At 33.7% G+C, this 19347-nt stretch carries 20 protein-coding genes; 15 read left to right on the top strand and 5 right to left on the bottom strand.

Going from position 1 to position 19347, the window contains the following annotated elements:
* Positions 1–7: 7 nt before the first annotated feature.
* From ACP7AQ_RS14445 to ACP7AQ_RS14425, 5 genes are all read left to right on the top strand, one after another.
* Complete coding sequence (locus ACP7AQ_RS14445; RefSeq protein ID WP_426095957.1) at positions 8–763, top strand: hypothetical protein; 756 nt, start codon at positions 8–10, stop codon at positions 761–763.
* Positions 760–1263 (top strand): DUF6702 family protein, encoded by a 504-nt coding sequence (locus ACP7AQ_RS14440; protein WP_426095956.1) that lies wholly within the window; start codon positions 760–762, stop codon positions 1261–1263. The genes ACP7AQ_RS14445 and ACP7AQ_RS14440 overlap by 4 nt, the downstream gene beginning before the upstream one ends.
* Before the next feature lie 64 nt (positions 1264–1327).
* A complete protein-coding gene (locus ACP7AQ_RS14435) occupies positions 1328–3571 on the top strand; it encodes a M1 family metallopeptidase (protein ID WP_426095955.1) in 2244 nt (747 codons plus the stop codon).
* Positions 3572–3683: 112 nt separating this feature from the next.
* Positions 3684–4085, top strand: a complete 402-nt coding sequence (locus ACP7AQ_RS14430) for a Sec-independent protein translocase subunit TatA/TatB (protein WP_426090968.1) — start codon at positions 3684–3686, stop codon at positions 4083–4085.
* A complete protein-coding gene (locus ACP7AQ_RS14425) occupies positions 4085–4660 on the top strand; it encodes a phosphatase PAP2 family protein (protein WP_426090969.1) in 576 nt (191 codons plus the stop codon). The genes ACP7AQ_RS14430 and ACP7AQ_RS14425 overlap by 1 nt, the downstream gene beginning before the upstream one ends.
* A gap of 115 nt (positions 4661–4775) precedes the next feature.
* Here ACP7AQ_RS14425 and ACP7AQ_RS14420 read toward each other — a convergent pair whose 3' ends face one another.
* Positions 4776–5417 (bottom strand): O-methyltransferase, encoded by a 642-nt coding sequence (locus ACP7AQ_RS14420; protein ID WP_426095954.1) that lies wholly within the window; start codon positions 5415–5417, stop codon positions 4776–4778.
* Positions 5418–5499: 82 nt separating this feature from the next.
* On the opposite strand from ACP7AQ_RS14420, the gene rlmN reads away from it, so the two are divergent.
* From rlmN to dnaG, 6 genes are all read left to right on the top strand, one after another.
* Positions 5500–6543 carry a 23S rRNA (adenine(2503)-C(2))-methyltransferase RlmN gene (gene rlmN, locus ACP7AQ_RS14415; protein ID WP_426064197.1) on the top strand — a complete coding sequence of 348 codons (1044 nt, stop codon included), beginning with the start codon at positions 5500–5502 and terminating at the stop codon, positions 6541–6543.
* A gap of 209 nt (positions 6544–6752) precedes the next feature.
* Positions 6753–7730: a polyprenyl synthetase family protein gene (locus ACP7AQ_RS14410; protein ID WP_426095953.1), complete on the top strand. Its 978-nt coding sequence runs from the start codon at positions 6753–6755 to the stop codon at positions 7728–7730.
* A gap of 215 nt (positions 7731–7945) precedes the next feature.
* Positions 7946–8506, top strand: a complete 561-nt coding sequence (locus tag ACP7AQ_RS14405; RefSeq protein ID WP_426095952.1) for an RNA polymerase sigma factor — start codon at positions 7946–7948, stop codon at positions 8504–8506.
* Positions 8493–9212, top strand: a complete 720-nt coding sequence (locus tag ACP7AQ_RS14400) for a hypothetical protein (RefSeq protein ID WP_426095951.1) — start codon at positions 8493–8495, stop codon at positions 9210–9212. The genes ACP7AQ_RS14405 and ACP7AQ_RS14400 overlap by 14 nt, the downstream gene beginning before the upstream one ends.
* A 34-nt stretch (positions 9213–9246) precedes the next feature.
* Positions 9247–10842, top strand: a complete 1596-nt coding sequence (locus ACP7AQ_RS14395; protein WP_426095950.1) for a coiled-coil domain-containing protein — start codon at positions 9247–9249, stop codon at positions 10840–10842.
* Between the two features lie 130 nt (positions 10843–10972).
* Positions 10973–12955 (top strand): DNA primase, encoded by a 1983-nt coding sequence (gene dnaG, locus ACP7AQ_RS14390; RefSeq protein WP_426090979.1) that lies wholly within the window; start codon positions 10973–10975, stop codon positions 12953–12955.
* 157 nt (positions 12956–13112) lie between these two features.
* Here the strand turns inward: dnaG and ACP7AQ_RS14385 are convergent, their stop codons facing one another.
* Together ACP7AQ_RS14385 and nadE are read right to left on the bottom strand one after the other, a co-directional pair.
* Positions 13113–13742 carry a LuxR C-terminal-related transcriptional regulator gene (locus ACP7AQ_RS14385; protein WP_426064186.1) on the bottom strand — a complete coding sequence of 210 codons (630 nt, stop codon included), beginning with the start codon at positions 13740–13742 and terminating at the stop codon, positions 13113–13115.
* 97 nt (positions 13743–13839) lie between these two features.
* Complete coding sequence (nadE, locus tag ACP7AQ_RS14380) at positions 13840–14637, bottom strand: NAD(+) synthase (protein WP_426095949.1); 798 nt, start codon at positions 14635–14637, stop codon at positions 13840–13842.
* A gap of 100 nt (positions 14638–14737) precedes the next feature.
* On the opposite strand from nadE, the gene gldB reads away from it, so the two are divergent.
* Positions 14738–15694 carry a gliding motility lipoprotein GldB gene (gene gldB, locus ACP7AQ_RS14375; protein WP_426095948.1) on the top strand — a complete coding sequence of 319 codons (957 nt, stop codon included), beginning with the start codon at positions 14738–14740 and terminating at the stop codon, positions 15692–15694.
* Complete coding sequence (gene gldC, locus ACP7AQ_RS14370; protein ID WP_426064183.1) at positions 15694–16029, top strand: gliding motility protein GldC; 336 nt, start codon at positions 15694–15696, stop codon at positions 16027–16029. Before gldB ends, gldC begins: the two co-directional genes overlap by 1 nt.
* 80 nt (positions 16030–16109) lie before the next feature.
* Here gldC and yihA read toward each other — a convergent pair whose 3' ends face one another.
* Both yihA and ACP7AQ_RS14360 read right to left on the bottom strand, forming a co-directional pair.
* Positions 16110–16730: a ribosome biogenesis GTP-binding protein YihA/YsxC gene (gene yihA, locus ACP7AQ_RS14365; RefSeq protein ID WP_426064182.1), complete on the bottom strand. Its 621-nt coding sequence runs from the start codon at positions 16728–16730 to the stop codon at positions 16110–16112.
* 31 nt (positions 16731–16761) lie between these two features.
* Positions 16762–17535 (bottom strand): alpha/beta fold hydrolase, encoded by a 774-nt coding sequence (locus tag ACP7AQ_RS14360; protein ID WP_426064181.1) that lies wholly within the window; start codon positions 17533–17535, stop codon positions 16762–16764.
* A 382-nt stretch (positions 17536–17917) separates the two neighbouring features.
* Between ACP7AQ_RS14360 and mraZ the strand changes: the two genes are divergently transcribed.
* A complete protein-coding gene (mraZ, locus tag ACP7AQ_RS14355; RefSeq protein WP_426090982.1) occupies positions 17918–18391 on the top strand; it encodes a division/cell wall cluster transcriptional repressor MraZ in 474 nt (157 codons plus the stop codon).
* A complete protein-coding gene (gene rsmH / locus ACP7AQ_RS14350; RefSeq protein WP_426095947.1) occupies positions 18366–19274 on the top strand; it encodes a 16S rRNA (cytosine(1402)-N(4))-methyltransferase RsmH in 909 nt (302 codons plus the stop codon). The genes mraZ and rsmH overlap by 26 nt, the downstream gene beginning before the upstream one ends.
* Positions 19275–19347: the final 73 nt, after the last annotated feature.

Genomic DNA, 19347 nt, shown 5'->3' with positions numbered 1-19347 from the left:
CATCGAGATGAAAACGACAATAAAAATTCTTTGTTTGCTTTTCTTTTGCCAACATTGTTTTGGGCAAAACGAAAACAGAAAGTCACTGCACGGTCAGTTTGTAAATGAATTAGCTTTGGTGGACAACGGTTATGTTTTTAATCTGAACTCGAAAACGAGAACTTTTATCAGCAATCAGGGTTTTTTTGACATTTTGGCTAAGGCCAAAGATACTTTGCTGGTTTCGAGCCCTTCTTTTAAATCCAAAAAAATAGTACTGCAGGGGAAAGATTTTTCTAAACCGTTGTTTGTGGTTGCTTTAGAAATGCAAACTACAGTTTTGAAAGAAGTAATTGTAAAAGGTAAAACTGATATAAAGCCAGCCATTGGTAATTCTCAAGGAATTGTAGACATGCAATTTACTGACGATGCGAAATCTTCCCCGGTAAACAGAACCATGCCTTCGGACGGAACTATAGAAAATGGAATGGATTTTGTTAAAATATTTAAAATGGTTTCCAAAGTATTTAAAAAAGATTCGGCTGAACAAGCAGGATTGAATGCGCAAGAAGATTTTTCTGATGCAGTTTCGAAAGGTTTGGACCGCTATTTTTTTACCAATACTTTAAGGTTGAAAACTGAAGAAATTGGTCTTTTTCTGGATTATTGCGAAAACGATCCAAAATCAAAAAATCTTTTGAAAGAAGAAGATGAGTTTTTATTAATCGATTTTTTAATCACCAAGAACGAAGAATTTAAAAGAATTACTACTACACAAAAATGAAAAAAACAATCTTAATTACTTTTTTTGGGTTACTGTCTTTAACGTTAACATCTTTTAATGTACATAAGTTTTATGTGGCATTGTATCAAGTGAATTACGCTCCGGAAAAGAAAATGCTTCAAATAACAGCTCGTATATTCGTGGATGATTTAAATAATGCCGTGGGAAAAAAGTATGGTAAGAAAAGTAATTTGGGTTCAGAAAATGAAACTGTCGAAGATGTAACTCTTTTGAAAAAATACTTCAATGAAAAATTCTACATCAAGGTAAACGGTCAGGCAAAGCCCGTCAATTTTTTAAGCAAAGAAATGGAAGGCGATGTTCTCATCTGTTATTTCAGCATGAAAGAAATCCAAAAAATAAATGCGCTGCAAATCTATAATGCAGTAATCACCGAAGGTAATTCAGAGCAACAGAACATTATGCATTTTAATGTTTTGGGAGTCAAAAACACGTTACTTTTTACGGAGTCTTCATCCAAGGAAGTGTTAAAATATTAATTAATTTAGATACATCTACTTAAAATTATTATTTTCACACATTGAAATAACCAGATTTCCAACTATGAAAAAATTATCTTTATTATTATTTTTCCCTGCATTATTGTTTGCACAGGAAAAAACGGCTCCAGTCGCGCCAAAACCAGCCGGAAAGTACGACACCAATAAGTTTAGCCAAATGTATGATTTGTTAGCCACACCTAATATGTTTCGTACTGCTTCAGGGGCACCAGGTCCAGCTTATTATCAACAACAAGCGGATTATAAAATCAACATTGAGCTTGACGACAAAAATTCTAGATTAAGCGGTTCAGAAACCGTTACCTATTACAATAATTCCCCGGACACTTTAGAATATTTATGGGTACAATTAGACCAAAATCAAGCTGCGAAAAACTCACAGACTCCATTGGCAGAAAGCCAAAGAATGGAACAGGTTTTTCCGGCAGGAAACTTTGCTAATAAATTTTTGAAACAAGAATTAGAGCGTGGATTCAACATCGAGTTTGTGAAAGATGCTAAAGGAAACTCATTGTCGTATACCATCAATCAAACGATGATGCGTATCAATTTGGCAGCGCCATTGAAACCTGGTGAAAAATTTTCTTTTGCAATCAAATGGTCTTACAATATCAATAATTACAGACAAGATGGTGGTCGTTCAGGATATGAATTATTCGAAAAAGACGGAAATAAGTTATATGTAATTGCTCAGTTCTATCCTAGAATGGCGGTTTATAATGATGTGGAAGGATGGCAGAATATGCAGTTCTGGGGAACGGGAGAATTTACATTGCCTTTTGGAAATTTTGATGTAAATATTACCGTGCCTGCGGACCACGTTATGGAAGCAACAGGAGAGCTGATGAACAGAAGCGAAGTCTTTACTCCGGAACAAGTAAAAAGATATGAATTAGCTATGAAATCATACGATAATCCAGTTGTTATCGTAACACAAGCAGAAGCAGAAGCAACCGAAAAAGGATTTTCTGATAAGAAGAAAACATGGAGATTTAGCGCTAAAAACGTAAGGGACTTTGGAATTGCCACTTCCAGAAAATTTATTTATGATGCTATGGCAGTTAAATTAAGTGAGAAAACGGTAATGGCAATTTCAGTTTATCCTAAAGAGAGTAATCCTTTATGGGGAGAAACTTCAACAAGAACGGTAGCACATACGCTGAAAAGTTATTCTGCACATACATTTGATTATCCTTATCCAAAAGCGGTTTCAGTATCTGCGGAAGATCAAGGTATGGAATACCCAATGATTTGCTGGAATTATGGGCGTCCTGACGAAAAAGGAGTGACCAGCGAACGTATTAAAAACGGTATGATTGGAGTAGTGGTGCATGAAGTAGGACACAATTTTTTTCCTATGATTGTCAATTCTGATGAGCGTCAGTGGTCTTGGATGGATGAAGGATTGAATACCTTTATGCAATACATGGCCGAACAGGAAATGGGAACGAATTTCCCTTCCAGTCGTGGTCCTGCAAGCAAAATTGTTCCTTATATGAGTGGTGATCAAAATTTTTTAGAGCCTATTATGTCTAACTCTGAAACAATAGTTCAATTTGGTGCAAACGCTTATGGTAAGCCGGCAACAGGATTGAATATTCTTAGAGAAACAATCATGGGAAGAGAATTATTTGACCATGCTTTTAAAGTATACGCAAACCGATGGAAATTTAAGCATCCTACTCCGGAAGACTTTTTTAGGACCATGGAAGATGCATCGGCAGTAGATTTAGACTGGTTTTTCAGAGGATGGTTTTACTCCACTGATTTTGTAGATATCGGAGTGAAAGAAGTAAAACAATATTACGTCTCTGAGGCTGCAACTAAAGAATTAAAAGACGCTGTCGTAAGAAGAGGACGTTTTGGTCAGGAAAAAGGACCTTTCGTATATTTAGTTCCCGGATCAAGTGAAGAATTATCCGCTAAAGATAAGAAAGCATTAGCTATTTCAGATGTAAATTTATTATCGGAGTATGTAAATAAAAACTTTACTGCTGATGAAAAAACAAAATTAAAATCGCCTAAATATTTCTATGAAGTAGAGTTCAACAAACCGGGAGGAATGTTAATGCCAATTATCGTTGAGTTAACTTATGATGATAATTCAAAAGAAACGTTCAAATATCCAGCTCAAATTTGGAGAAAAAACAATGATACCGCTAAGAAAGTTTACGCGACTGAAAAAGCAATTAAAAAAATCCAAGTAGATCCAAAGTTAGAGACGGCGGATATCGATGTGACTAATAATACTTGGCCAAAAGAAGAAGTAAAGTCCAAATTCGATTAGACAAACAAATACTGCAAAAAAAGACTCTGAAAAGAGTCTTTTTTTTTATGAAAAAATTAAAAGTCAAAGATTCAAAATTTAATATCTTTGTAGTAATCAAAAATAAAAAAATATGTTTGGCATAGGTGGAGGCGAATTAATTTTTATCATGTTTATAGTACTCATGCTTTTTGGGTCAGATAAAGTACCGGAAATTGCCCGCACTATGGGTAAAGCAATGGCACAACTGAAAAATGCTACAAATGATATCAAAAGTGAAATTCAAAAAGGTGCAGAGGCCAATGGATTTGACACAAAATCATTGAGCGATTTCAGAGGCAATATTACTTCAGAAATTAATAAAGCCAAGGACAATTTATTGGGTGATACAACGCAATTTAACGACATCACCGGAAATATTACCTCCGAAATTAATAAAGCTAAAGACAGTTTATTGGCAGATACTACCGCTCCGATTGAAACTGCGAAAGAAGAGACAGAAGACATTACAGGACCTATAAAACGTCAGGTGTAATGTTGAAAAATTTTCTTTCCTTGGATACGGAATTATTTGTGTTTTTAAATGGTTTAGGATCAAAGACCTATGACGGGCTTTGGTTACTCATTACCAAACAAAGCAATTGGATTCCACTATTTCTACTTTTGTTGTATGTTATTTTTAAAAAACTGGGAGCAAAACAAACGCTTTATTTACTATTGTTTGTAGCGGTATTAGTTACGTTTACAGATCAAACGACAAATTTGTTCAAAAACGGATTCCAACGTTTACGTCCTTGTAATAATCCAGAAATCAATTCGTATATACGCATCGTTCAAATCCGAAACTCATTTAGTTTTTTCTCGGGACATGCAGCAAACTCAATGGCAGTCGCGACATTTTTATATTTTAATTTTAAAGATAAAATTAAATTTTTCGGTTTTCTGTTTTTATGGCCGTTAATTTTTGCTTACAGCAGAATTTATCTGGGATTGCATTATCCATTAGACATTTTATCCGGCTATTTGTTCGGATTCATTTCTGGATTTTTGATTTTTATTGTATACAAAATAGCACAAGAAAGATATTTTCCGCAACCTATTAATTGGTAGGAGCAATTTCCTGCTGTCCGCTGTATCTTTTCTAGTCCTGAAAAAAGCTCAGGACTAGAAAAGGATGCCGCTTCCATCAGGGCTAGCACATTTGTTATTAATAGAACTTTTTATATTAAAGAACTCTGCTTACCGTTAATCCATCGCGAATAGGTAGTAAAACGGTTTCTACGCGGGGATCCGTTGCTAATAATTGATTGTATTCCAGCAATATTTTTGTGCTCAAATCTTTAGGATTCAGTGGCTCCAAAACTTTTCCGCTCCACAGTACATTGTCCGATAAAATTATGCCGCCTTTATTCATTTTTGGAAGAATCAATTCAAAATAGTTCCGGTAATTTTCTTTATCGGCGTCAATAAAAACCAAATCAAATTTCAATTCAAGCGCTGGAATGATGCCAACTGCTTCACCTAAATGCTGAATGATTTGTTTCCCCCAACGTGATTTGTCAAAATGTTTTCTTTGAAAATCAAGTAATTCTTCTTTGATGTCAATTGTATGCAACTGTCCGTTTTCCTGCATGCCTTCGCACAAACACAAAGCGGAATAACCAGTATATGTTCCAATTTCCAGAATATTAATCGGTCGAATCAATTTAGACAACATACTCAAAACCCGACCTTGAAAATGCCCACTCAACATTCGCGGCAGCAGAATTTTTTGGTAAGTTTCTTTGTTTAAAGCCGCCAGTAAAGCCGGTTCTTTTTCAGAATGTTGTTCGATATAATCTTCTAATTCTTGGGAAATGAAATGCATTATTTTAAACTTTTTTCAATTGAGAGCAAAGTTATCAAATTATCAAATCAACAAATCAACAAATTGTCATTAAATTTGCAGCATGGAAATTGAGAAAAAAGACATACGATCTTTATCAAAAGAACAACTACGCGATTTTTTTGTCGCTAATAATGATAAAGCCTTTCGGGGTAACCAAGTCTATGAATGGTTGTGGAGCAAGGGTGCACATAGTTTTGAGGACATGACAAATGTTTCTAAAGGAACACGTACCATGCTGGAAACACATTTTGTTATCAATCACATTAAAGTAGATACGATGCAGCGCAGTGAAGACGGAACCGTGAAAAATGCGGTACGTTTGCATGATGGTTTGGTCGTTGAGTCGGTTTTGATACCCACAAATACAAGAACTACAGCTTGTGTGTCCAGTCAAGTAGGTTGTAGTTTGGATTGTAATTTTTGCGCCACAGCGCGCTTAAAAAGAATGCGAAATCTGGAGCCAGCTGAAATCTACGATCAGGTTATTGCTATAGATAAAGAAAGTCGTTTGTATTATAATCATCCGCTGTCAAATATTGTTTTTATGGGAATGGGAGAACCGCTCATGAATTACAATAATGTCTTGAAAGCAATCGAAATGATTACGTCTCCGGAAGGTTTAGGGATGTCTCCCAAGAGAATTATGCTTTCAACGTCTGGAGTTCCCAAAATGATAAAAAAACTCGCAGATGATGACGTGAAATTTAAATTAGCAGTTTCATTACACTCAGCAATCGATGAAATACGTTCCCGAATTATGCCGTTTAGTGCTAATTTTCCTTTGGCAGATTTACGTGAATCCTTAGAATATTGGTACCGAAAAACCAAAAGTAAAATTTCTTACGAATATGTCGTTTGGAAAGATATTAATGATAATAAGGCTTCAATCGATGCTTTGGTAAAGTTTTGTAAATACGTTCCTTGTAAAGTGAATCTGATCGAATACAATCCAATTGACGATGGAGAATTTCAGCAAGCTTCAGAAGAATCAATTAATGCATACATAAAAGCACTGGAAGCAAGCGGAATTGTGGTAAAAGTGCGAAGAAGCCGCGGAAAAGACATCGATGCTGCCTGTGGGCAACTCGCCAACAAAGAAGCATAAAAAGGTGTCCACGAATTATGAAAATTCATAGCGATAACTATTGCTTTGAATTACGTAATTTTTTTTAGCAATACAATTTCGTGGAATTGAACTTAAATTATTAATAGAATTTGAGTTAATTCAAGTAATATGTAACTAAAAATTTTAAAAGGGAATGCTGTGAAATAGTTGCTGTTTTTTTATTTGGAAAGCAGTATATTTGAACTCCAATGAACATTACTTCACAAATAAAACAGCCCATCTTTGACGAAATGGAACTTTTTGAAAAAAAGTTCTACGAATCGATGACTTCACAAGTGGCTTTGTTAAATAGAATTACATATTATATCGTCAACAGAAAAGGGAAGCAAATGCGTCCTATGTTTGTTTTTCTGACTGCTAAAATGGTTTCGGCTGGAATAGTAAATGAAAGAACGTATCGTGGAGCTTGCGTTATCGAGCTGATTCATACCGCCACATTAGTTCACGATGATGTTGTAGATGATAGTAATCGCAGAAGAGGTTTTTTCTCCCTTAATGCACTTTGGAAAAATAAAATTGCTGTTTTGGTTGGTGATTATTTATTGTCCAAGGGATTATTACTTTCTATTGATAATGGAGATTTCGATTTGCTTCGAATTATTTCTGTCGCGGTTCGTGAAATGAGCGAAGGCGAATTACTTCAAATTGAAAAAGCAAGAAGACTTGACATCACAGAGGATATTTATTATGAAATTATTCGACAAAAGACAGCGACACTTATTGCTGCTTGTTGTGCTCTAGGGGCAAGATCCGTTATCGAGGATGAAATTCAGGTAGAAAACATGCGGAAATTTGGAGAACTCATTGGCATGGCTTTCCAGATAAAAGATGATTTATTCGATTATACCGATGAAGCTATTGGGAAACCAACCGGAATTGATATCAAAGAACAAAAGATGACTTTACCGCTCATTTATGTTTTGAATACATGTACTTCAAAAGAGAAAACATGGCTTATCAATTCCATCAAAAACCATAATAAAGATAAAAAACGCGTCAAAGAAGTTATTGCTTTTGTAAAAAACAATGACGGTTTGCTTTATGCGGAACAAAAAATGGTTGAATTTCAGCAAGAAGCACTTTTGTTGCTGGATAATTATATAAATTCAGAGTTTAAAGACGCATTAATTTTGATGGTTAATTACGTCATTGAAAGAAAAAAGTAATTTTTTTTTAGAATATTTTCTCTCGTTACCGATTGCTTTCATTGACTTTTTTTATATTCCAACTTTAAAATCAAAAAAATTTAATAGATAAGATGCAACCTTTTTGCATTGTCAATCGTCTATGTTAATAGAGATGAAGTTTAATTTCAAGAATCTATTGCAATAGCAATGAGAGATATTGAAATTGAAATTGATTTTTGCCATTGAAATTATTTATGAAAGTAATCAACTTACATCACGGGGAAAATGAATTAATCCAGTTGGCTGTCGAAAACAATCGACAGGCGCAACAGCAGATTTATACCCAATTTTCTCCAAAAATGTTAAGCGTTTGCCGCCAATACATAAAAGACATTCATCAGGCCGAAGATATCATGATTACTGCTTTTATGAAAGCGTTTACGAATTTGAAGAATTTTCAGTTTAAAGGAAGTTTCGAAGGTTGGATTAGGAGAATCATGGTAAATGAATGTATTTCTTTTATCCGAGTTGAAAAAAAACTCAAATACATTGAAGAGGAAACCTATTTTGAAGAAAGCTGCAACAACATCGAAAGCCAATTTTCAATAGACGATATTCAATTTATGATTGATAGTTTGCCGGATGGCTATAAAATGGTTTTTAATTTATATGCTATTGAAGGATACAAACATCACGAAATTGCCACTATGTTGGGGATTAATGAAGGAACATCAAAATCGCAATTGTCGCATGCCAGGAAAATGCTGCAAGGGCAGATTAGTAAAAAGAAAAATTATGAGTATGGAACTGAATAAATTTGAAATACAAATAAAAGAGCAGTTAAACGCCAGGGAAATCAAACCATCAGAAATGGCTTGGGACAAACTGGATGCAATGCTTACGGTCGCTGAAAAACCAAAAACAAAGTTTCCTTGGTTGTTTATAGCGGCAAGTTTTGTTGGATTTTTATTGATAGGAACAGTTTTTTTTAATAATTCTGAAACTGTAAAAATAAATAAAGATACTCCGGTAGTTTTGGAACAAAAAAAAGATGTCAGTAATTTAAATGAGCCAGAAATAATCAATGAAGCAGTTTTGCCTGGCCAAATTAAAAAAACAACAGTGCAGGAACATGAAGTTGTTGCCAACAATACTATTTTAAAAAAGCATCCAAAACAACTTAATACTAAAGAGGAGGAGGTTTCAATCATCAATCCAACAAAAGAGAATAACGACATAGTTAATACTTCTGAAAACAAGAATTTTCCATTAACAAGCGGTAATAGATACGTTTCAGCAGAAAAATTATTGGCAGACGTTAGCAATACTAAATTTGAACCAAAAGTTGCCGATAGATCAATTGAAAAAACTAGAAAAGCTATTTCAATAAATCCAAACAGTTTATTGTCAAATGCTGAAACAGAATTAAATCAATCTTTTAGGGAATCAGCATTGGACAAATTCAACAAAAATTTTAATGCCATAAAAACAGTTTTAGTCAATAGAAATTACGAAGAATAAATATAAATCAATCATCAATCAAAAAACGAAAATCATGCGGAAAATTATTTTAATCACAGTACTACTTTTATCTGCCTTTTTAACAAAAGTAAATGCGCAAGAAAAAGGCAATTATAAAAATATTCTAGACTGGACTTATTGGGAACCTGCGTCACCAAATTATGAAAGGAGTTTTGAAAAGAACCCCGAATTCAAAGAAGAAAATATTTTAACCATTAAATCGATTAAAAACAAAATCAATGGTTTTGGTACAATCATGAAAACAATAAAACCAGACTTATACTTAGGGAAAACGGTAAAAATGTCAGGATATTTAAAATGTGAAAATATTAAATCTTGGGCTGGTTTATGGATGCGTGTGGATTACTATGATGTGGCTGTTTTGGCTTTTGATAACATGCGCAAAAATCCCATAAAAGGCACAAAAGATTGGGCTAAATATGAAATTGTATTGCACGTACCAGCAGATGCAACTTCTGTTTCATACGGAGTTTTATTAGATGAAACAGGTCAGGTTTGGTTTAAAGATATTGTTTTAGAACTAGTTGATGAAACTACACCTGAAACGGGATTTACTAAAGGAAGAGATCATAAATCAATTCCATTTGAGACCCAAGCAAAAGCAATTGCCAATCAAATTAAAACAATAACGGACACTCAGAAAAATGCTTTAAAAACTGAAATAGATGCTTTAGATAAAGAAGTTGCAAAAGGAATAATTTCTAAAGAAAAAGTAGAAGAACTCAAATTGAAAAAAGCGGAAGAACGCGCCGCTAATATTGAAACAAAAGTCGCTATTGAAGAGGGAAAATTAAATCAATTAATTCAAGATAAAGTTGATGGAAAGTTTGATGAAGAAAATGGAAATAATAGTGGTAGTACAAGTTTCATTATAGGAAGTAGTACTGATTCCATTGGGAAGAATAAAAGAGAAATCAATATTACATCCATGAAAGTTTACAACGGCCAAAGAGACAAAGAAGACCGACAATCAAAACGAACTACAAGTCAGGTAGTTTTTGCTACAGGATTGAATAATGTGGTGACTAATAAAAGTGTCGAAAAATCAGATTTCAGGTATTTAGGTTCTGATTTTTCTGAAATAGGCGTTTCTTATAATAGCAGAATCGCAAAAAACAACAATTTACTTCATGCTAAATATGGCTTGTCCCTAATGTACAATAATCTTCGTCCTACTGATAATCGTAGTTTTGTAATCAATGGGAAAGAGACTAATCTGGTTATTAATTCTATTGATATTACAGATTCTCGTTTCAGAAATGTATATTTAGTGGCGCCAATTCATTTAGAGTTTGATTTTTCGGCTAAAAAAATGAAAGACAATATACCATTTTTCAGAACGCATCAAAGTGTTCGTTTTGGTATCGGTGGTTATGCAGGAATCAATTTGAAGTCAAAGCAAATTATAAAGTATGATGACAATGATTTGAAAGCTACTGAAAGAACTAAAGGGGATTTTAATGCCAGTAATTTTATTTATGGTTTGAGTTCTTATATTGGATATAGATCGACCAGTTTGTACTTGAAATATGATTTGAATCCTTTGTTTAAAGAGAATTTGGTAAAGCAAAACAACGTTTCGTTAGGACTGCGTTTTGATTTCAATTAGAAATTGTTTTAGTTCGTTTTATACTTATAAAGCACTTTGAAAGAAGTGCTTTTTTTGTTTTAGATATTAATTATAAACTTTGATTTACGTATTTTTACACCCTCTTCAACTATTAAATATTTTATATAATTTGATTTCAAAAGCTACTATTGATATTGTTTTCGAAACTGCTCGAGTAGAGGAGGTTATTGGTGATTTTGTAAACTTAAAACGTGCAGGAAGTAACTGGAAGGGTTTGAGCCCTTTTTCTGAAGAGCGTTCTCCCTCGTTTATGGTTTCGCCGGCTAAAGGGATTTGGAAAGATTTTAGTTCTGGAAAAGGTGGAAATTCCGTGGCTTTCCTAATGGAGCATTCTCATTTTACGTACCCGGAAGCCATTCGGTACTTAGCTAAAAAATACAATATTGAAATTGAAGAAACGGAGCAAACCGATCAAGAAAAAGCGCTTACGGATGTTCGGGAAAGTATGTATTTGGTATCGGAATTTGCAAAAACCTATTTTAATAACACCCTTTTAAATTCGGAAGAAGGGAAAGCAATTGGGTATTCTTATTTTAAAGAAAGAGGATTTACGAATGAGACTATCAAGAAATTTAGTTTAGGATATTCGCCTGAAAGTTGGGATGCTTTTACCAAAGAAGCTTTAGGCAAAGGATATAAATTAGAGTTTCTGGAAAGTACGGGACTTACAATTCCTAGAGATGACAGGCCATTTGATAGGTTTAAAGGCCGTGTGATGTTTCCTATAGAAAGCATGTCAGGACGAGTTCTTGGTTTTGGAGGTCGTATTCTTACAAATGATAAAAAAGCGGCAAAATACCTGAATTCCCCTGAAAGTGAAATTTACCACAAAAGCAAAGTGTTGTATGGTATTTTTCAAGCCAAACAATCCATTGCGAAATTAAATAATTGTTATCTTGTTGAAGGATATACGGATGTAATTCAATTCAATCAATCTGGGATTGAGAACGTTGTAGCTTCATCTGGAACTGCATTGACGCCTGACCAAATCCGATTAATTAATAGATTGACTAAAAATATAACGGTGCTTTTTGACGGGGATGCAGCCGGTTTACGAGCATCAGTTCGAGGAATTGATTTGATTCTTGAAGAAGGTATGAATGTAAAAGTCTGTACTTTTCCTGATGGTGAAGATCCGGACAGCTTTGCCAAAAAAACATCCTATGATGATTTAGTTTTATATCTCGAAAATAATGCTAAGGATTTTATTCAGTTCAAAGCATCGCTTTTGATGAATGAAGCCAAGAATGATCCTATCAAAAAAGCCGACTTAATTCGGGATATGGTCGTAAGTATTTCAAAAATTCCAGACAGGATTCAACGTGAAATTTATATTCAGGAATGTTCCCGAATTATGGATATTTCGGAGCAGGTTTTACAAAGTACCTTGGCGCAATTAGTTCAAAAAGATGTTGCTGAAGTTGGAAAAAAACAAAAGCAAAAAGAGTTGCAGAATGCTTTTGACTATGTTAAAAATGAAGACGGAGTTGAGACCGATAAAGTCGATTCTTTATATGGATTTGAACGTAAAATAATTGAAATTCTTTTGCTTTACGGTAATAAAACTGAAAATTTTGAAGAAGTTCTATTAAAGTCAAATGATGAAGGAGAAATAGTAGATGTTACTGAAATTAGAGAATTGAAAGTTTTTCAGAAAATTTATTTGAGTTTGCAAGATGATGAAGTCGAATTTGCCAGTCCTATATTTAGGGAGATTTATAAAAATTTGATAGATTATTATTTGCAGAATGAGGATTCTGGACTTGAGAAATATATAAATCATTTTCAGTCAGGTATCCCAGTTGAAGTGACTAACATAATAATGGAGGATGAGAAAAATATATTGCATAATTGGGTAGGTCAAAATATTTTTCCTAAAACTAAAGAAGAAATGCTAAATCAGGATGTCTCTGATACATTACTTACTTTAAGATGGTTTTTACTCAGTGAAATTATCGAAGGGCTAAAAAATTCTGTTTCTAATGATCCAGATTCGAATAATACGGAGTCACTTTCTTTAGTGATGAATTATATTGAATTAAGAGGGAAATTTTCAAAAAAATTAGGGAGAGTTGTGGTGCGTTATCATTGAAGGAATATGATTTTTTCTTCCAAATTGATAAATTAAAAAGCTCTGTATCATCTGAACCTGATACAGATAATACAGAGCTTCTGTGTTTGAATATGTGTTACAACACATTAAATCATTCTTTTTCAAAAAAAATAGGAAGAGTAATTTCTAGATATTACTAAACAATCTCTAATTTTTTAGCTTTGTCTACTAAATCGACAAGATTAGTAACGTTCAGTTTGGTTAACAATCGCAGTTTGTAAGTAGAAATCGTTTTTTCGTTGAGGTTTAAAATTTCAGCAATTTCATGATTCTTTTTTCCTCCACTTAAATAACGTAAAACTTCTACCTCACGGTTAGAAAGCTTGCGGTACAAACGTTCGCTTTTACTTTGTTTAGCAATCAAGGCTAAGTTTTTCTTCACGGTTTCATTCATGATTATCTTACCTTGGGAAACTTTTACAATCGAAATTCCTAAAGTTTCTAACTTTTCTGATTTATGCACAAAGCCAGATACTCCGGCTTTTATGGCATTTGGCGCATAAATTTGTTCTGAAAGCCCACTGAAAATAATAATTTTTGTTTTTGGAAAGTTTTTTAAGACCGCTTTAATCTCAAAAATACTGGAAAGACCTTCCAGCTCCAAATCTAATACTAATACATCAATGTCTTTTGTTTGAAGGATATCCCGTACCATCAAGAAATTGCCGACATTGGCAACTATTGAGATGTCTGCATTATCTTTAAAGTAAGATTTTACTCCAAAATGCACAACAGGGTAGTTATCGGCTATACATACTTTAATCATAATTTTAAATTTTTAGAATTGTTTGTAATTGGAAATGTAAAATTAATAAATAAATTCTGTAATTAATTGTAAATCAATATAAAATATCATTTCTTTATCATTTTGTGATAAAACAAACGGGAATTGGCATTATTTTATGTTGATTAATGAGATTTAATCGTTTGTAAATTTCAAAAACAATTTTTTCTCTTCCTGAAAAATCTTTCGCTGTTTTACCGGCCTCATTTGCTAACATCGCCAACTCTAATTCATCATAACTGGCTCCTAACTGATCTTCATCGCTTCGGTCGTCACCAAATAATCCATCAGTTGGTGATGCCTTTAAGATAGACTCTGGAACTTTTAAATAATTTCCCAAAAGAAAGACTTCAGACTTCATTAAATCAGCAATTGGACTTAAATCTACTCCGCCGTCGCCATATTTCGTATAAAAACCCACTCCAAAATCTTCTACTTTGTTTCCGGTGCCTGCAACTAATAATCCATGTATTCCTGCGAAATAATATAAAGTGGTCATCCTTAATCTCGCACGTGAATTTGCGAGTGCGAGATGAACTTTTTCGGTATTTGAATCATCAGGAATTGCATTTTTGAACGTTTCAAAAAGATTCGTCAAGTCGGCTTCGGTACTTATTACGTTAGGAAATCGTTGTTTTAATTGTCCTATGTGTTCACGCGCTCGTGTTACATGGCATGCTGCCTGATGAATGGGCATTTCCACACATAAAACTTTTAATCCTGTTTGCGCGCATAGTGTTGAGGTAACTGCTGAATCAACACCACCTGAAATGCCAATTACAAATCCATTTACTTTTGCATTTTCAGCGTACGTTTTTAACCAGTTTACAATTTGATTATTTACTTTATCAACTTCGATTTTACTTTTTTTAGTCATAATAATTAACGTTTTAAAAAGCAGGAATGTATATTTGCAAAATCAATTCGTTATGCATTCGTTTCCCAGAATTCTTTGGAAACAAATTTAATTAATATATATGAAAAAATATGTTTTTCTTGTAGTCTTTTGTCTCGTTATTTTATCCTGTGACAAGAAAACTAAAGTTGAAAGTGCTGTGACAGCAATTCCTTTGAATATAAAGGTGGAGCGTTTTGATAAGATATTTTTTGAAACCGAACCAAAAGATTTAGAGAAAGTAAAAAAAGAATTTCCATTTTTTTTCCCGGCCGGAAATGACAACAGTGTTTGGTTAAATAAAATGCGGGATCCGTTATGGAGAGAATTGTACACGGAAGTTCAAAAAAAATATGCTGATTTTGAACCTGTAAAACAAGAGCTTACTACACTTTTTAAACATATTAAATATTATTTTCCAGAAACAAAATCACCAAAAGTAATTACCATAATCTCCGAAATGGATTATAATAATAAAGCTATTTATGCGGATAGTCTGGTAATTGTTTCACTGGAATTGTATTTAGGAAAAGGGCATAAGTTTTATCAGTTTCCAAATTATTTAAAACAAAATTTTGAGGAAAGACAAATCGCTCCGGATATAGTTTCGAGTTTTTCAGCACGCAAAATCCCACTTGTAACGCAAAAAGATTTGTTGAGTCAAATGATTTATTACGGAAAGCAATTGTATTTAAAGGATTTACTTTTGCCTGAATATACTGATGCCGAAAAAATGGGGTATACTCCTGAGCAAATAACGTGGTGTCAAGAAAATGAAAGTTACATGTGGCGTTATTTTATTGAGAAAGAAATGCTTTACAGTAATGATCAAAAGTTAATTCCCCGATTTATAAATCCAGCTCCATTTTCTAAATTTTATTTAGAAATTGATAATGAATCGCCGGGACAAGTTGGAGCCTGGATTGGTTGGCAAATGGTTCGCTCTTACATGAAAAATAATGAAGTGCCTATTGCTGATTTGCTAAAAACAAGCGCAAAAGAAATATTTGTGAAATCAAAATACAAACCCAAAAAATAATGTCAAATAAAAATACATCAGAAATTAAATTTCTAATTGAATTAGATGAAAATCGTGTTCCGGAAAAATTAATGTGGTCTGCAAAAGACGGTGGAGTAGAACTAGAAGAGGCAAAAGCAATTATGCTGTCGGTTTGGGACAGCAAGGCAAAAGAAAGTATGCGAATCGATTTATGGACCAAAGATATGCCAGTGGATGAGATGAAAATTTTCTTTCACCAGACTTTAGTGGCAATGTCAGAAACATTTAAGCGCGCTACTGATGATGAGAAAATGGCGGATACGATGAAAGATTTCTGTGATTATTTTGCAGAGAAACTGGATTTGACAAAATAGAGTAAGTTCAATTCTAAAAATAAAATCCCAAAACTTTAAAACTTAAGTTTTGGGATTTTTTATACTTTCTTTATTGGTTTCTAAAATTGACTGTTATTCTTGAAAACCTCTTGATTTACTTCGTCAATATAGCTTAGTAATTCTTCTTTACCTGTTGATTCAGTTGCTGAAGTCACAAAGTAGTGTGGCATTTCGGCCCAATTGTTAGCGAACATTTTCTTTTTGTAAGCTGCAACATGCGAATCTATTTTTACCTTACTGATTTTATCTGCTTTGGTGAAAACAATGCAAAAAGGAATTTCGCTTTCGCCCATATAGGACATAAATTCGATATCGATGGTTTGCGCTTCATGACGAATGTCAATCAGAACAAATGCACAAACCAGTTGCTCTCTGGTTTCAAAATAATCAGTGATGAATTCCTGAAATATAGATTTCGTTTTTTTAGAAACTTTGGCATATCCATAACCGGGTAAATCGACTAAGAACCAATTGTTGTTAATCAAAAAATGATTTATCAGTTGAGTTTTTCCTGGTCTTCCAGATGTTTTTGCTAATTTTTTCTGGTTCGTTATCATGTTGATCAACGAAGATTTCCCCACATTTGATCGGCCAATAAAAGCATATTCAGGTAAAAAATCTTTTGGGCATTTAGTTACATCAGAGTTGCTGATAACAAATTCGGCGGTATTAATTTTCATTTTTTCTAGGTGTAAAATTCTCCTATTGAGTTTAATGTACTGCTAAATGGGTGTTGGTCAACCATTCTTCTAACAAACGATTAAACTCATCTGGATGTTCCATCATCGCAGCATGGCCGCATTTGTCAATCCAGTATAAAGTAGAATTAGGTAATAATTTATGAAACTCTTCTGCAACATCTGGAGGCGTAACTTTGTCATTTTTCCCCCAAATGATACAAGTTTGAACATGCATTTTTGGCAAATCTTTTGCCATATTATGACGGATGGCACTTTTGGCAATTGTCAGTGTTTTAATCAGTTTTATTCGGTCATTTACAGACGCGTAAACTTCATCAATTAGTTCTTTTGTAGCTACTTTCGGGTCATAAAACACATCTTCGGCTTTTTTCTTAATGTATTCGTAATCTCCTCTTTTTGGATAACTGTCACCCATGGCACTTTCATAAAGTCCCGAACTACCCGTTATAACTAGACCTGCAACTTTTTCGGGATACATTTTAGTGTGGTACAAAGCGATATGACCACCTAATGAATTTCCTAAAAGTATGACGCGTTCTAAACCTTTGAATGTGATAAAGTCTTTAACATATTTTGCAAAACTTTTTACATTCGTTTTCAGAATATTTTGAGTGTAAATGGGTAAGTCTGGAATGATTATTTTATATCCTCTTGTAGAGAAGTAACTGGCAACCGCGTCAAAGTTACTGAGTCCTCCCATCAATCCATGCAAGATGACAATTGGAGTTCCTTCACCAGCTTCATAATAGCTGTACCTACCTTCTTTTTTATAGTGTTTTTCCATTTTTTTTGAATCCCGATTTTCAATTTTGACAAATATAGGTTTTAATAAATAAAAATGAATTTTTACAACAATTTTTAATTGTAAAATTATCCTTAGTGATGTAAAAACAGCGTAGTTTTTTTCCAAAATGAAGATGCTTTTTCGCTTTTTTTTACTTTTGTTATTACTACAAAAAATTGAAAATTCTTTGTGTTTTATCCTCTTTTTTTTATAACATTATGTTTCTTACAAATAAAATAAAACAGAGCTAATGTTCTGATTGTGCATAAATTATACGTTTTTGTCCAAAAGCGGTTAAACTTATTAACAAAGTGGTATATAGTGGTAGATTGTGGTAATATTTTTTATATTTTTGCTCTACACCATTTAACACTTTTTTTGTTTGGATACAATTGTCGGGACATATGAATGTAAAGTTGATGCTAAAGGAAGGCTGCTCATGCCAGCACCCTTGAAAAAGCAGTTGGCTACTTCACTTCAAAACGGATTTGTTTTGAAGCGTTCTGTTTTTCAGCCGTGTCTGGAATTATATCCTATGCAGGAATGGAATTTGATGATGCAAAAAATCAATAAACTAAATCGATTTGTAAAGAAAAACAATGACTTTATCCGCCGGTTTACTGCTGGTGTCAAAGTGGTTGAAATCGATGCTTTGGGACGATTGTTGGTACCTAAGGATTTAGTGACTTTTGCCAGTATTGCAAAAGAAGTGGTATTCTCATCAGCAGTGAATATTGTTGAGATTTGGGATAAAGATTTATACGAAAAATCAATAAGTGGCGAAGATGTTGATTTTGCAGATTTGGCCGAGGAAGTAATGGGAAATATAAATGACGACGACAATGGAATATCATAATCCAGTTTTGCTTCAAGCATCTGTAGATGGTTTAAATATTAAGCCTGACGGCATTTATGTTGATGTAACTTTTGGCGGAGGCGGTCATTCAAAAGAGATTTTGAAACGGCTTGGGCCTAACGGAAAGTTGTTTGCTTTTGATCAGGACGAAGACGCGCTGGCAAATACCCTGAAAGACGAAAGATTTACGCTGATTAATGAAAATTTCCGTTTTATAAAACGGTTTTTGCGTTTTTATGGGGTGAAAAGTGTGGATGGAATTTTAGCTGATTTAGGAGTTTCGTCCCATCAGTTTGATGTTCCTGAAAGAGGTTTTTCTACTCGTTTTGATGCTGGATTGGATATGAGAATGAGTCAGAAAAATGATTTGAATGCTTTCCGCGTGGTGAATGAATATGATGAGGCAAATTTAAAGAGAGTTTTTTTGGATTATGGAGAATTAAAAAATGCTCCCGTTTTGGCAAGAACAATTATAGAAGCCAGAGAGCTAAAGCCCATCAAAACAACAGATGAATTGAAAGAGGTTTTGGCCCGCTATTTACCCGAAAGAGTCAAAAATAAAATATTGGCACAAATTTATCAGGCCATTCGAATTGAAGTGAATCAGGAGATGGATGTTTTGAAAGAGTTTTTGGAACAATCCTTAGAAATATTGAATCCGGGCGGAAGATTGAGTGTAATATCTTACCATTCATTAGAGGACAGATTAGTAAAAAGGTTTGTAAAAAACGGAATGTTTGAGGGAGAACCTGAACGGGATTTTTTTGGAAATTTTTCTGTTCCTTTCAAAACCATTGGAAAACTAATTGTTCCGGATGTTGCTGAAATAAAAGAAAATAATAGAGCCAGAAGTGCAAAATTAAGAATTGCTGAAAAGCGATAAGTACAACTCAGTTTCCCGAAAATGGAATTTTCCTAATTGAGACAAGACAAATACTAATTTTTAACATCCCGGT

The organism is Flavobacterium sp. DSR2-3-3, assembly GCF_049896585.1.
GTDB lineage: Bacteria > Bacteroidota > Bacteroidia > Flavobacteriales > Flavobacteriaceae > Flavobacterium.
This window is presented reverse-complemented; position numbering and strand designations above follow the sequence as displayed.

Excerpts from the sequence above, each read along its gene's own strand:
- ACP7AQ_RS14430 (WP_426090968.1), top strand. The coding sequence starts at position 3,684 with ATGTTTGGCATAGGTGGAGGCGAATTAATTTTTATCATGTTTATAGTA.
- rsmH (WP_426095947.1), top strand. The coding sequence starts at position 18,366 with ATGACGACGACAATGGAATATCATAATCCAGTTTTGCTTCAAGCATCT.
- ACP7AQ_RS14420 (WP_426095954.1), bottom strand. The coding sequence starts at position 5,417 with ATGCATTTCATTTCCCAAGAATTAGAAGATTATATCGAACAACATTCT.
- ACP7AQ_RS14440 (WP_426095956.1), top strand. The coding sequence starts at position 760 with ATGAAAAAAACAATCTTAATTACTTTTTTTGGGTTACTGTCTTTAACG.
- gldB (WP_426095948.1), top strand. The coding sequence starts at position 14,738 with ATGAAAAAATATGTTTTTCTTGTAGTCTTTTGTCTCGTTATTTTATCC.
- ACP7AQ_RS14400 (WP_426095951.1), top strand. The coding sequence starts at position 8,493 with ATGGAACTGAATAAATTTGAAATACAAATAAAAGAGCAGTTAAACGCC.
- ACP7AQ_RS14405 (WP_426095952.1), top strand. The coding sequence starts at position 7,946 with ATGAAAGTAATCAACTTACATCACGGGGAAAATGAATTAATCCAGTTG.
- rlmN (WP_426064197.1), top strand. The coding sequence starts at position 5,500 with ATGGAAATTGAGAAAAAAGACATACGATCTTTATCAAAAGAACAACTA.
- yihA (WP_426064182.1), bottom strand. The coding sequence starts at position 16,730 with ATGAAAATTAATACCGCCGAATTTGTTATCAGCAACTCTGATGTAACT.
- ACP7AQ_RS14385 (WP_426064186.1), bottom strand. The coding sequence starts at position 13,742 with ATGATTAAAGTATGTATAGCCGATAACTACCCTGTTGTGCATTTTGGA.
- ACP7AQ_RS14360 (WP_426064181.1), bottom strand. The coding sequence starts at position 17,535 with ATGGAAAAACACTATAAAAAAGAAGGTAGGTACAGCTATTATGAAGCT.
- nadE (WP_426095949.1), bottom strand. The coding sequence starts at position 14,637 with ATGACTAAAAAAAGTAAAATCGAAGTTGATAAAGTAAATAATCAAATT.
- ACP7AQ_RS14410 (WP_426095953.1), top strand. The coding sequence starts at position 6,753 with ATGAACATTACTTCACAAATAAAACAGCCCATCTTTGACGAAATGGAA.
- ACP7AQ_RS14435 (WP_426095955.1), top strand. The coding sequence starts at position 1,328 with ATGAAAAAATTATCTTTATTATTATTTTTCCCTGCATTATTGTTTGCA.
- ACP7AQ_RS14445 (WP_426095957.1), top strand. The coding sequence starts at position 8 with ATGAAAACGACAATAAAAATTCTTTGTTTGCTTTTCTTTTGCCAACAT.
- gldC (WP_426064183.1), top strand. The coding sequence starts at position 15,694 with ATGTCAAATAAAAATACATCAGAAATTAAATTTCTAATTGAATTAGAT.
- ACP7AQ_RS14425 (WP_426090969.1), top strand. The coding sequence starts at position 4,085 with ATGTTGAAAAATTTTCTTTCCTTGGATACGGAATTATTTGTGTTTTTA.
- ACP7AQ_RS14395 (WP_426095950.1), top strand. The coding sequence starts at position 9,247 with ATGCGGAAAATTATTTTAATCACAGTACTACTTTTATCTGCCTTTTTA.